General features: G+C 61.1%; 10 protein-coding genes and 1 tRNA gene. 7 read left to right on the plus strand and 4 right to left on the minus strand.

Features of this window, described 5'->3' with window-relative positions:
* The first annotated feature begins 101 nt into the window (after nucleotides 1–101).
* On the plus strand, nucleotides 102–1,208 hold the full coding sequence (locus NKI58_RS15415) for a YcbK family protein (RefSeq protein WP_352697847.1): 1,107 nt from the start codon (nucleotides 102–104) through the stop codon (nucleotides 1,206–1,208).
* A 174-nt stretch (nucleotides 1,209–1,382) separates the two neighbouring features.
* A tRNA-Glu gene (locus NKI58_RS15420) sits at nucleotides 1,383–1,457 on the plus strand.
* Nucleotides 1,458–1,583: 126 nt separating this feature from the next.
* Here the strand turns inward: NKI58_RS15420 and NKI58_RS15425 are convergent.
* Entirely contained in the window at nucleotides 1,584–1,880 is a 297-nt protein-coding gene (locus NKI58_RS15425) for a DUF982 domain-containing protein (protein ID WP_023678889.1), read from the minus strand.
* A gap of 297 nt (nucleotides 1,881–2,177) precedes the next feature.
* Between NKI58_RS15425 and map the strand changes: the two genes are divergently transcribed.
* Both map and radC read left to right on the plus strand, forming a co-directional pair.
* Nucleotides 2,178–3,005: a type I methionyl aminopeptidase gene (gene map / locus NKI58_RS15430; RefSeq protein WP_352697789.1), complete on the plus strand. Its 828-nt coding sequence runs from the start codon at nucleotides 2,178–2,180 to the stop codon at nucleotides 3,003–3,005.
* 52 nt (nucleotides 3,006–3,057) lie between these two features.
* Nucleotides 3,058–3,804 carry a RadC family protein gene (radC, locus tag NKI58_RS15435; RefSeq protein WP_352786492.1) on the plus strand — a complete coding sequence of 249 codons (747 nt, stop codon included), beginning with the start codon at nucleotides 3,058–3,060 and terminating at the stop codon, nucleotides 3,802–3,804.
* A 73-nt stretch (nucleotides 3,805–3,877) separates the two neighbouring features.
* On the opposite strand, the gene NKI58_RS15440 is transcribed toward radC, so the two are convergent.
* The 3 genes from NKI58_RS15440 to NKI58_RS15450 all read right to left on the minus strand — a co-directional run bounded on the left by NKI58_RS15440 (nucleotide 3,878) and on the right by NKI58_RS15450 (nucleotide 9,002).
* The gene (locus NKI58_RS15440; protein WP_352697849.1) at nucleotides 3,878–6,457 is read right to left on the minus strand and encodes a bifunctional diguanylate cyclase/phosphodiesterase; all 2,580 of its coding nucleotides are present in this window, start codon (nucleotides 6,455–6,457) and stop codon (nucleotides 3,878–3,880) included.
* 347 nt (nucleotides 6,458–6,804) lie between these two features.
* Nucleotides 6,805–7,671 carry a class I SAM-dependent methyltransferase gene (locus NKI58_RS15445; RefSeq protein WP_352697791.1) on the minus strand — a complete coding sequence of 289 codons (867 nt, stop codon included), beginning with the start codon at nucleotides 7,669–7,671 and terminating at the stop codon, nucleotides 6,805–6,807.
* A gap of 236 nt (nucleotides 7,672–7,907) precedes the next feature.
* Nucleotides 7,908–9,002 carry a glycosyltransferase family 4 protein gene (locus NKI58_RS15450; RefSeq protein ID WP_352786491.1) on the minus strand — a complete coding sequence of 365 codons (1,095 nt, stop codon included), beginning with the start codon at nucleotides 9,000–9,002 and terminating at the stop codon, nucleotides 7,908–7,910.
* A 495-nt stretch (nucleotides 9,003–9,497) separates the two neighbouring features.
* Here NKI58_RS15450 and NKI58_RS15455 point away from each other — a divergent pair, with 495 nt between their 5' ends.
* From NKI58_RS15455 to NKI58_RS15465, 3 genes are all read left to right on the plus strand, one after another.
* A complete protein-coding gene (locus tag NKI58_RS15455; RefSeq protein WP_023678896.1) occupies nucleotides 9,498–9,854 on the plus strand; it encodes an SPW repeat protein in 357 nt (118 codons plus the stop codon).
* Between the two features lie 131 nt (nucleotides 9,855–9,985).
* On the plus strand, nucleotides 9,986–10,435 hold the full coding sequence (locus tag NKI58_RS15460) for a DUF2231 domain-containing protein (RefSeq protein WP_352587915.1): 450 nt from the start codon (nucleotides 9,986–9,988) through the stop codon (nucleotides 10,433–10,435).
* Nucleotides 10,435–11,781 (plus strand): PQQ-dependent sugar dehydrogenase, encoded by a 1,347-nt coding sequence (locus NKI58_RS15465; RefSeq protein WP_352635477.1) that lies wholly within the window; start codon nucleotides 10,435–10,437, stop codon nucleotides 11,779–11,781. Before NKI58_RS15460 ends, NKI58_RS15465 begins: the two co-directional genes overlap by 1 nt.
* Nucleotides 11,782–12,039 lie beyond the last annotated feature (258 nt).

Below are 12,039 nucleotides of genomic sequence, written 5' to 3' on the forward strand. Positions count from 1 at the left end.
GATCAGCAGGATCGCGCCTCGCGAAGGGAGAAAGCCGCGCCATTGTGGCGGCGCTTTTCTCGGTGCTCCTGGCGTCCTGCACCTCGGCCGGCGACCCGACCATGTCGGTCGGCATGCCAGGCTATAATACCTCGGCTACCGAAATCAGCACGGCCGCCGGTGCGCCCCAGGCCAGCACGGCCGCATCATCGTCGCAGATGACGACCGCACAAATGACGATGAATGCCGACGCTGACGCCAACCTTCCCGAGCAGGTGGCCTATGTGCCAGTGGCCAAGCCAGGGGCCAAGCCCGATGCCGGCTTCCCGATCGCCGTTCCCACGGCAGCCGAGACGATCGCGGGACACACGCCGCAGCCGCTGCAAGCGAACGCGCAGGCGGCTGAACAGGCCGTGGCACAGAACAGTGCTGATGCATCGAAGCCCGACGCCAAGGCCGCCGCGCCGGCGATGAACAACCCGGTCTATGTGACCGCCGGCGAGATGCCGCAGCCACAGGCCTACGCACCGAAGAAAAACTTCCTGGCCTCGCTGTTCAGCGCCACCCCCGCTTCGGCAGCATCGCCGGCCAACAGCAGATCGGGCGGGCAGCCAACGGTCGTGCAGGCGACGCCTGCGGCAAAACCCACCGTTACCCTGGCCTCGGCCAATCCGGCTGAAAAGCCGGTGCAGCTGGTGTCGACGGGCGATACCAGCCACTTCACGGCCGATGCGCTGCCCGGCGTGCGCCAGACGGCGCTGTTCGAGATCAAGCGCAAATCCGGCCTCGACGATGAGAGTGACGTCGATCTCAACGAAGACGAAGGTTCGGGTGGCGCTTACCAGGTCGCCTCCGCCGCCGGCCTCGCCCGGCTGGCGCCCAACGGCCTCCTGAAACAGAACGAAAGCGTCGATGTCGCCTGCTTGAAGCCGTCGCTGGTTCGCGTGCTGAAGACGATCGAAGGCCACTATGGCCGCAAGATGACGGTCACCTCCGGCTATCGCGATCCGGCCCGCAACCGCCGCGCCAACGGCGCCAAGAATTCGCTGCACATGTACTGCGCTGCCGCCGACATCCAGGTCCCCGGCGTCTCGAAGTGGGAACTGGCGAGCTACATCCGCACCATGCCGGGCCGCGGCGGCGTCGGCACCTACTGCCACACCGAATCCGTTCACGTCGATGTCGGACCGGAGCGCGACTGGAACTGGCGTTGCCGCAGGCGCGGCTAGGGCGAGGATCTTCCGTCACCGCGAAGGCCCTTCGGCGGCGTTGCATCATGCCGCAAAAACCAGCTTGGCTGTCGGAAAGACGCGGTTTGGAGCCAAAGGAAAAAAGTTGTCGCAGCCGGCGGCAGACGGGTTGCCGGTTTGTCGCGACGCAACTATAAGCGCTCACATCTGAGCGCGCCCATCGTCTAGCGGTCAGGACACCGCCCTTTCACGGCGGTAACAGGGGTTCGATTCCCCTTGGGCGTACCAGCAATTTCAACTTGGCATATGTCTATCGCCAGCGTGATGCTGGCAAGCTTTGCTGGACCCTACCCACTCTGATGGGGATGTCAGCAAAGGCGGCGAAGACAGACTGGGGATTGTGTCGACGGCTTCCTACGCCCGCAGTCCCCTCGCCTCGCCGCCGCGCTTGCGCGGAACCATCATGTCCCTGGCAAGCAGGCCGCTCACCCGGCAAAAGGCCATGAAGGCCCGCCATGCGTCTTCGGTCTCGACGATGTCCACCGTGGCGCCAAAACAGGCATTGAACGCGGCCTGGTAGGTTGGTCCCTTCCGGCGAACCGGCCACGTTTGCAGGAAATCGAGCGCCTGCTCGACACTGTAGATTTCCTCGACCGGCTGGCCGGGCACAGGCGCGATCCGCACCGGCACCTCGAATTGCAGTCTGTCCATTCGATCTCTCCCGAACCGACCCCCGCAGCAGCGCCGTTCGTCGCAAAAAGTTGCCGTGGCGGCTAACGCTTGGGCCGACTTCTCGCCTAGAAATGTGTCGTCACTGCGGTAGCCAGATGAACCCGGCGGAAGCATGAGCCGCTGCAGGCAAGGAGAATGCTCCCAGGCATGAATATCGCCGGTCTTCGGCCGTCGCCGGCAGTTCGTCCTTGAACCTTGCGCTTTCCAGTGCCAAATCTGGGAAGGTTTCTCTCGCGGAGGCTCATCCAGCCCCGCATCCCTGCAAGACGCATAAAAATGGTCACCTATCTCGACGCAGCCACGGCACCGCTCAGAAACACCGGCCAGATCCGTCTTTACGACGAGGAAGGTTTTGTCGGCATGCGCAAGGCTTGCGATCTCACCGCGCGCTGCCTCGACGAACTGGTACCGATTGTGGCGCCCGGCGTCACCACCGAAGCGATTGATCGCTTCGTCTTCGAGTTCGGGATGGACCATGGCGCGCTTCCGGCGACGCTCAACTACCGTGGCTACACGAAATCATCCTGCACCTCGATCAACCACGTCGTCTGTCACGGCATACCCGACAGCAAGCCGTTGAAGGATGGCGACATCGTCAATATCGACGTCACCTATATCCTCGACGGCTGGCATGGCGACTCCTCGCGCATGTATCCGGTGGGCACGATCAAGCGTGCCGCGGAGCGGCTGCTCGAAGTCACGTATGAGTGCCTGATGCGTGGCATCGCGGCAATCGAGCCGGGCGCCCGAACCGGCGCCATCGGCGCCGCCATCCAGACCTATGCCGAAGCCGAGCGTTGCTCGGTGGTGCGCGATTTCTGCGGCCACGGGGTTGGCCGGCTGTTTCACGACGCGCCGAATATCCTGCATTACGGCAGCGCCAGCGAAGGCGTCGAGATGCGGCCGGGCATGATCTTCACCGTCGAGCCGATGATCAATCTCGGCCGGCCGCATGTGAAAGTGCTGTCGGACGGCTGGACCGCGGTGACGCGCGACCGTTCGCTGTCGGCGCAGTACGAGCACACGATCGGCGTCACCGAGACCGGCTGCGAGATCTTCACGCTGTCGCCAAAAAACCTCGACCGCCCCGGCCTGCGGGCCTAGTGTCTGGCAGATCGGGCGTTACCTTGCCCGGCAAATGCTGGGTGGGGCAGCCATGAACGGTGACGACGACGAGCGGGCCTTCTTTCCCGAAAGGCCAGTGCGATCGCCCGCGAAGGCGGTGGCCGCAGACAAGCCGCATTATCTCGGCCATCGCGACCGCCTGCGCGAGCGCTTCGCCGCCGGTACCAACACCCTCCCCGACTACGAACTGCTCGAGCTTTTATTGTTTCGGCTGATCCCGCGCGCCGACACCAAGCCGGTCGCCAAGGCATTGCTGGCACGCTTCGGTACATTGGCCGAGGTCCTCGGTGCGCCCGTCGAGCGCCTGCAGGAGGTGAAGGGCATCGGCCCGGCGGTGGCGCTCGACCTCAAGGTGGTTGCGGCAACGGCGCAGCGCATGGCGCGCAGCGAGATCGTCGGCCGCGAGCTGTTGTCGACCTGGACGCAGGTTCTCGAATACTGCCGGTCGGTGATGGCCTTCGAGGAGCGCGAGCAGTTCCGCATCCTGTTCCTCGACAAGAAAAACGCGCTGATCGCCGACGAAGTCCAGCAGGTCGGCACAGTCGACCACACACCGGTCTATCCGCGCGAGGTGGTCAGGCGCGCCTTGGAGCTCTCCGCCACGGCGATCATTCTGGCGCATAACCATCCGTCGGGAGACCCGACGCCGTCGCGCGCCGACATCGAGATGACCAAGCTGATCATAGAGACGGCCAAACCGCTTGGCATTGCCGTTCACGACCACATCATCATCGGCAGGAAAGGCCACTCCAGCATGAAGGGCCTGCTGCTGATCTGAGGTTTGGCGTTGTTTTCAGCTTTGTCCGCTGTGCGCCTCTGTACCGCAACGTGATAAATTCTGGCGCCGAGGCTCAGCTGGCCGTGCGCAGGCGTCGCGATCGGACAAAGGTCTTAAGTCCCTCGGAATCGAATGCGTGGCCGAAGGCATAACCCTGCAATATGTCGCAGCCCAGGCCCTCGAGTAGCCGTGCATGCTGCATCGTCTCGACGCCTTCCGCCACGACCTCGATACCCAGCGACTTGCCGATTTCAATGATCGACGAGACAACCTGCCTTCTCTGCGGCGATTTGACGATTGGTGTGACCAGCTGCCGATCTATCTTCAGCCGGCGCGGCTGCAACTTCAGCAAACTGACCATCGAAGCGTAGCCGGTACCAAAATCGTCTATTTCGACGTCAATCCCCAGCTCTTTTATCTGCTCGATATTCCAGGTGACAAGGTCGTCGTTCTCGTCCAGGAAAATCGACTCAACAAGCTCGAACGAAACTGTTCCTTTCTTGATATTTTGTTCTCGCAGGCTCTTGATGAGCTCCTCGTCTTGAAGGCGCCTGGCCGAGACATTGACCGACACCCGCGGAATGTGAAGTTTTGCAGCGGACCACTCTTCGAAATCCGAAAGCGATTGCTTCAATATGGCTTGGTCGATGATCGAGACGACGTTCAGTTCTTCTGCAATTCTCAGGAAGACGTCGGGCGCCAAAATACCCTTTGTTGGATGTTTCCACCTCGCCAGCGCCTCAACCCCAACGATTTCGAGCGTCTTTGCGTCAAATTGGGGCTGGTAGAAGGGGATGAACTCGTTGCGCTCGAGGCCGCCGAGAATTTCGTCGGCAATCCGCTTAGTATCGACGATTTCGCTTTGCATCGCGTCGGTGAAGAATTCGTATCGATTGCGGCCCCGCCCCTTTGCTCGGTAAAGCGCGATATCGGCGTTCACCAGCAGGTGTTTGGCTTCGACATCTTTTGCGTTATCGACAGCGATTCCCACGCTGACCCCAAAACGGCATCGATGACCCTGATAGTAGACGGGTTCGCGCATCTGGCTGATGATGCGGTCGGCGAGCAGCGCCAGTTGCTTGGTATCGTCGCGCACCACGCACAGAACGATGAATTCGTCTCCCCCGATACGGGCGACGAATCCCTCGTCGCCGACCTTCGACCTGAGCACGGTTGACGCGTGAACCAACATCGCGTCACCGGCGGCGTGGCCCAGCGTATCGTTGATGTGCTTGAACCGATCCAGATCTATGTGAAGCAGTGCCGCGTGCCCGCCTGAGCGCCTGGCGTTTGCCGCGTAATGTTCCAGTACCTGGTCGAGGTAACGCCGGTTGGGCAAGCCGGTCAGCGAATCATGAAGCGCGATGTGCTCTATGCGCGCTTTGGCCGACTCGAGTTCTGCATTTTTCGACTCGGACAGCTGTTTTGCACGAACCAGATCCTTGTTCAGCAGGACGTCGGCAGTCACGTCCCATTCCGCGCCGATCATTTTTGGGGTGTCGTTTGCGACCCGGTAAAGGATCGCCTTGGACCGGACATGACGGATCTCGCCATCCTGACGCACAATCCGGTACTCCGACAAATATGGTCGTCCGCTGGCCACCGCCCTGTCGAAGTCCGCGTTGGCGCCAGCCAAATCATCTGGGTGGATTGCTCCCGCCCAGTCTGGGTAGCCCCGGTGCTCGCCGGTTGGTTTGCCATATATTTCGTTGACGCGATCATCCCACGTAAGCTCGTTGGTCGCGAGATCGTGTTCCCAAACCCCAATAGCCGAAGCTTCCAGAGCGAGTTCAAGGCGTCGTGACAATCGGCGCAATTCCGCATAATTGCGCTGTCTTTCGCCAATCAGGCGGCCTGTGACCAGGAAAGGGAACACAACCAAGGCTCCGGCCGTCGCCATGATCGCGCGCAGCAACCATGCGTTGCTTGGCGTCGAAGGCCAGCCATTTTTGGGAATGGCCGCGAGCTGCCACGAGCCGGAAGGAAGCAAAACGTCAGCCGTCACCGGATCGCTTTTGCTGATCTCCTCATTGCCGTAGAATTGACCACCTCGGTGACCGAGGGCGTCCCTGCCGATCAGCGCTACGTCGATCCCGAGATCGTCGTCAAGCAAGCCGCTCGCTCTGTAAAGGCGCTGCACGTCGACAACGGCGGAAATGATACCCCAGAACCTTTCCGTATTGCCAGCGCTCGGCACGAAGACCGGAAAGCGGCCGATGAAGCCTTGTCCTCCCTGTTTCAGGTCGACGGGACCGGCAAGCACCAGCTTGCGTTCGTCTCGCGCCCTTAGCGCAGCCGCACGCTGCCGCTCGTTCTTGCGGTAGTCCAGACCCATCGCCTGCTCGTTACCCTCCATCGGATACATAAGGGAAACGACCAGATCGGGCGCGCCGGCAATATCGTTCAATTGCGAGTCGGCGCCAAACAGATTGCTCGCGAGCGAGGCGAAGCGTTGCTGTCCCATATAGGGCTCGGTCACGACCGCGGCGACCAGTCCACGCACGAGTTGAAGGTTTCCGTTGATATTGCCTTCGAGCTTGGCGCGGATGAGATTGACCTTGGTCAGCACGTCCGCACGGACGGCCTGGTCCGAGACGATTTTGTTCTGGTGCTCCGCGAACGCTGCGCTGACAAGGATGACGACAAACGCGATCGCCGCCGGAATATTTGCCGACGAAAAGACGGCCTCCTTGATGCCGTTGAACCTAGCGCGGAAAAAAGCCAATAGGCGATTCCTCAAGTGCCATTTTCAGGTTCTCGGGGTCGACCCGATGAGGAACATTAGCTTTCAATGTTTAATTTGACCTTCATACTCCTGAGAAATTTCATTTTCCGACGGCTGACGCCGGCTGCGATACCGACAGCGATGCTGAAGGCGGGCTGCACGATGCGGACCAACATGAAACGCCAGCTAGACCTGGCTTGCTCGGAAGATCGAGGAGCGCGAGCGCGATTGCACAAGTCGACGCTCCGACCCGAGTACTCTGGCGTTGACCTGGACTAGTGGCCCTCGATCGGCTTGGGAGACACAAGGTATGGTATCTTGCCGACGCTGCGCTTCGTCGCGCCAATGGAATAGGCCATCGGTATCTTGGGAGAGTTCTCCGGCAAGCCGTGCATATCCTTGCCGGCTCGCACGGCAAATGAAAAGTGCTGCCACGAAACCGTGTCATGCTCATTGAGAAAATCGAGCGTCAGACCAGCTGAAATCAGCGCATTCACCACGTCACTGATCGGGTGGATCCATTCATAATAGCGAGGATGCTTCAAGATGCGATCATCGCCGGTGTAGGTCAGTTCCTCGTTCCAGGCGAGCGGCCGAGCTATCGGCGTTCGCCAGTCGTGCTTCAATTCCAGGGCCGCGGCCTTTCGATCGCACTGAAACATCAATGGATGGCCCTCGGCCATGTAGAGGCGGCCGCCGGGTCGCAGGAGATCGGCAACCACCCGCGCCCAACGGAACACGTCGTCCAGCCAGTTTACCGAGCCCCAAGTAACGTAAGCGATGTCAAAGGTCCGGCCGAGCGCTTCCACCGCCTCGAACAGTGGCGCTTCCACGAAGCGCACGTCGGTGCCTGCCTTCGCAGCAAAATCCCGCGCCGCCACGATCGCCGTCGGTGAAAAGTCGAGCCCGGTCACGCTGCCTGCGCCGAGATTCTTCAGGCTGATCGTGTCAAGACCGATGTGACACTGCAGGTGGACGATATCCTTGCCGGCGATATCGCCGAGCTCGCGTGTTTCCAGCTCATAGAGATTGGATCCGCCGGCCAGCACATTCTCGATGTGGTAGCTGCCCGTTGTGTCGGTCGAGTGCAGTTCGGCCCGATCATCCCAATTAAGGCGGTTCGCGCCCAGAAAGCGTTCCAAATTCCCCCCACCCCTGACTGACGCATGGTAAACAAGTCGTTAAAGCACCTTTGCAGCGAAAGTAGCGCGCGTCAATCCGGACCGGCGGCAGTGCGCCGCCGCTCGCGAAAGCATCAGCCCCGGGAAGGCTTGCTGCTGATCAAAGGCTTCTGGCGCGGTCGCCGCGCCCGGCGACAAGACCCCGCAGGCGCTCCCGGACTCCGCCGTCGTGGTCTGTATGTGGATTAGTCGGTTCCTCAGCCCGGCACAGCCACCATCGCGATATTTCTGGAGAGCTCGTTTGTGGGGGCAACTGCGTCTGCCGTGCCGCTCGTGAGTGCTCGGTAGAGTGCCACATAATCGCTGCACATGCGCTCGACCGTGAACCGCTTCTCGAACGTCTGCCGCACTCGTGCGCGATCGAGGCTCTCTATGCGCCGGAGCGCGCCCACGGCTTCCTCCACCGTATCCACGATCCATCCGGACACACCGTCATCGATGATCTCCGGGACGGCGCCACGCCGGAACGCAACCACCGGCGTACCGCAGGCCATTGCTTCGATCGTTACGAGCCCGAAGGGTTCCGGCCAGTCGATCGGAAACAAAAGCGCTATCGCATTGCCCAGAAAATCCGCCTTTTGCCGCTCATCGATCTCGCCAATGAACTCCACGTTCGAATGCCGCAGCACTTGCGGCTCGACCCTTTCCTTCCAGAACGACTGGTCCACCTTGTCGATCTTGGCGGCGATCTTCAGGGGAAACCCGGCCCGCGCTGCTATTTCTATGGCCGCTTCCGGCCCCTTTTCCGGCGAGATGCGACCGAGAAACGCAAGATAGCCAGAGGTGTTCGGGTGGAATGGTAGAAGATCGGGGGGCAGGCCGTGATGCACGGTTCCAACCCAATTGACGGGCGGCATGGGCCGGCGCTGGTCGAAGGAGATCGAGACCAGGGGAACGTCGTCGAACATCGCATAAAGCTGCGCCAGATCGGGCAGGTCGAGCCTGCCGTGAAGCGTGGTAACCGTTCGTCTGGCAAAATCCCGAATTATGGGGAAGTGCAGGACATCGACGTGGAAATGTAAAACGTCGAATTCATCGGCTCGCCGGCGCACCCGTTCAAGCATCATAACATGGTGCGGACCACCGTCCTGGACCCTGGGGTTCAGGCGCAGCGCGACGTCGCAACACCGCACCAGCTCGGCTGAGGTACGAGAATCGGCGCTGGCGAACAGCGTCACCTCGTGGCCCTGTCGGACAAGTTCTTCGGTCAGATACGAAACAATTCGCTCGGTTCCACCGTAGGTTCGGGGCGGCACGGATTCGGTTAGCGGTGCGATCTGGGCTATTTTCATTTAGAAAATCTTTTCGGCGGCGATCGCCGTCTTTCAAACAAGCTTCGGCGGCAACCAAGACAAGCGAGAGCTTCCCGTTGCGAAGTATTCTATGCAGAGCGTATTTATAGTTGTGCCGTCCGTGCTCCTCCCGTGCAATCAGGTTTCCCTTATTCAACTCCTCTGCATCCAAGAACTGAGATCCATGAGAAATGTTTCACCGGCTCGATAAAAAGACAGAATGAGCTACGCGCCGCCGCCCCGCCGCCCCCTGACAGGCAGGTTTGGATTTGTTCGATCACCACCAATTGATCCAGGCGTGCCGGTGCCGAATGGAACATAAAGCCCGGAATTCAGTTAGATAGCTGGATTTGGCTGGAGTACCGCCAGATGCGGAATTCCAGCCGGGCAGGGCACTACCGTGACACGGAGTGAGCGGCTTCGGGCGCATCTCGCCGAACTCAGGCACCACCTTGCCGAACTCAGGAGCCATAAACGCTCCTTATGGAGGATGCCATGAACCAGTGGACAAACGCCAGGCTCTGTGACGTAGCCAACCTGATCCTTGGGGCAATTCTGTTCTTCTCTCCCTGGATCTTCGCATTTGCGGCAGGCCCGCAGACGCAGAACGCCCTCGGCAGCGGAATCTTGATCGTCGTGCTTTCGGTTGCCGCCCTCGCAGCATTTGCCGTGTGGGAAGAGTGGGTGAACCTGGTCGTCGGACTGTGGGTTCTCGCATCGCCTTGGGTGCTTGGATTCCAGGCGACCACGGCGATGACCGTGCATGTCGTGATCGGCATTCTGGTCGCCGTGCTGGCGGCGATCGAGCTCTGGATGATGTATCAGAACCCGCCGACCCAGTCCGCCGCCTAACAGGCGCAGCCAGCCAGCGCCCTTTTTTGGGCCTGACGGATCTATCGGTCGTCTGCCGGTCTCTCGGCAACAGCCGCCGGAGGCCGGGCAGGCGGCGTTTGTTTGGACGAGAATAGGAAGGATGGCGCATTATGGTCGGTGACAATCCGCGTTCGACGGCCAGGATTGCGGGACATCCTATTCATCCGATGCTCGTGCCATTTCCGATCGCCTGCTTCGTCGGCATCCTGCTGACGGATCTAGCCTATTGGCGAACAGCGGAGATGATGTGGGCTGACTTCTCCGCTTGGCTGGTTACCGTCGGCGTGATCATGGGCTGCCTAGCAGCGATCGCGGGGCTGATCGATTTCCTGGCCAATCCGCTGATAAGGGCACAGCCCCCCGCCTGGCCGCACGTGCTCGGCAATCTTCTGGCGCTGGCGTTATCCATCATCAACATGCTCGTGCACACCCGCGATGCATGGACCTCCATCGTGCCTACCGGCTTGATCCTCTCGGCGGTTGTCGTGCTCATCCTCATCTTCACTGGTTGGCTGGGCTGGTCCATGGTGTACCGGCATCACGTCGGAGTGGCGGATTGATGCGCATAGCAAGCTCCATCGGTCAGACCAGGCGCATCGCGGTGTCCGTCCTCATTTGCACTGCGGCGATCACTCTTGCAGCGTGCAGCGGCAACGACCCGGATCCCAGCAGTCAGATAGGGCCGAATCCAAACCTGCCGGAGCCGATCCAATATTTCTTCCCGCCCATGCATCTCGCTTCCGTGGTCGGATGGAAGAACGACGAAAAGCCGACCGTCGCGCAGGGGCTGCAGATCCAGGCTTATGCCCACGGCTTGCAGCATCCGCGGTCGCTTTACGTGCTGCCCAATGGCGACGTCCTGGTGGTCGAGTCCAAGGCGCCGGGTGGCGAACCGATCAAACGGCCCAAGGATTTGGTGATGGGCTGGATCGAATCCTGGGTCACCTCGGGCGGCGACAGCGGCCCAAGCAACCGCATTACGCTGCTGCGCGACACCGATGGCGATGGCAAGCCGGAGCTGACCAGCGTATTCCTCGACCACCTGAGCTCCCCCTTTGGCGTGGCGCTGGTGGGAAGCGATCTCTACGTCGCCAATACCGACTCCATCGTCCGCTATCCCTACAACACCGGTGACACAAAGATCACCGTGCCCGGAACGCCGCTAACCGCCCTGCCCGGCGGCCCGATCGACCACCATTGGACGAAGAGTCTGGTGGCAAGCCCCGACGGCTCGCTGCTCTATGTCGGCATCGGCTCGAACAGCAACGTCGCCGAAAACGGCATCGAGGCGGAGAAGAACCGCGCCGCCATCTGGCAGGTAGACAGGGCCACCGGCCGGTCGCGCATTTTCGCCAGCGGTTTGCGCAATCCAAACGGCCTGAGCTGGGAGCCGCAGACCGGGGCGCTCTGGGCAGTGATCAATGAGCGCGACGAGCTCGGCCCCAATCTCGTGCCGGATTATCTGACCTCGGTAAAGGATGGCGGCTTCTACGGATGGCCATACAGCTATTACGGCCAGCATCTCGATCCCCGCGTCATGCCCCAACGTCCGGACCTGGTCGCAAAAGCGATCGTTCCGGATTATGCACTGAGTTCCCACGTCGCCCCTCTGGGACTGGCCTTCTATACGGCAACCAGCCTTCCCGAGGCATATCGCGGCGGCGCCTTCGTTGGCGAGCATGGCAGCTGGAACCGCACGCGCTTCAATGGCTACAAGGTAGTGTTCGTACCATTCAGCGGCGGCCGTCCGAGCGGCGTCGCTACCGACGTGGTGACTGACTTCCTGGACAAGGACAACAAGGCGCGCGGCCGGCCTGTCGGCCTGGCTGTCGACAAAACCGGGGCCCTGCTCATCGCCGACGACGTCGGCAACACAGTTTGGCGGGTGACATCTGCCGGCCAATAAAGTGGCTCCACTCCCTTCGTCGAGCGTCGAGCAGGTGAACGGACACTGGTCGAAGCAATCGTGCTGACGTGCTTCGTCATGCTGCTGTTCCTGCAGAACCTGCGCGCGACGATCCCCGACGATCGCCGTTCCGGTGACTCTGCCGGGCACATTCGGCGTGCCCGCCCTTGTCGGTTACTCGACGCTGACGATGTTTGCCACGCGCTGCCGCTGATCACCGCCGAACCGAAGGACCGCCAGCCCCGAAATGGTATTTTC

This window comes from Mesorhizobium sp. M0522, assembly GCF_040321085.1.
In the GTDB taxonomy this organism is placed as follows: domain Bacteria; phylum Pseudomonadota; class Alphaproteobacteria; order Rhizobiales; family Rhizobiaceae; genus Mesorhizobium.

What these genes read in the sequence shown, in the direction of transcription:
- NKI58_RS15415 (WP_352697847.1), top strand. Translation starts at nt 102, where the DNA reads ATGTCGGTCGGCATGCCAGGCTATAATACCTCGGCTACCGAAATCAGC.
- NKI58_RS15425 (WP_023678889.1), bottom strand. Translation starts at nt 1,880, where the DNA reads ATGGACAGACTGCAATTCGAGGTGCCGGTGCGGATCGCGCCTGTGCCC.
- map (WP_352697789.1), top strand. Translation starts at nt 2,178, where the DNA reads ATGGTCACCTATCTCGACGCAGCCACGGCACCGCTCAGAAACACCGGC.
- radC (WP_352786492.1), top strand. Translation starts at nt 3,058, where the DNA reads ATGAACGGTGACGACGACGAGCGGGCCTTCTTTCCCGAAAGGCCAGTG.
- NKI58_RS15450 (WP_352786491.1), bottom strand. Translation starts at nt 9,002, where the DNA reads ATGAAAATAGCCCAGATCGCACCGCTAACCGAATCCGTGCCGCCCCGA.
- NKI58_RS15455 (WP_023678896.1), top strand. Translation starts at nt 9,498, where the DNA reads ATGAACCAGTGGACAAACGCCAGGCTCTGTGACGTAGCCAACCTGATC.
- NKI58_RS15460 (WP_352587915.1), top strand. Translation starts at nt 9,986, where the DNA reads ATGGTCGGTGACAATCCGCGTTCGACGGCCAGGATTGCGGGACATCCT.
- NKI58_RS15465 (WP_352635477.1), top strand. Translation starts at nt 10,435, where the DNA reads ATGCGCATAGCAAGCTCCATCGGTCAGACCAGGCGCATCGCGGTGTCC.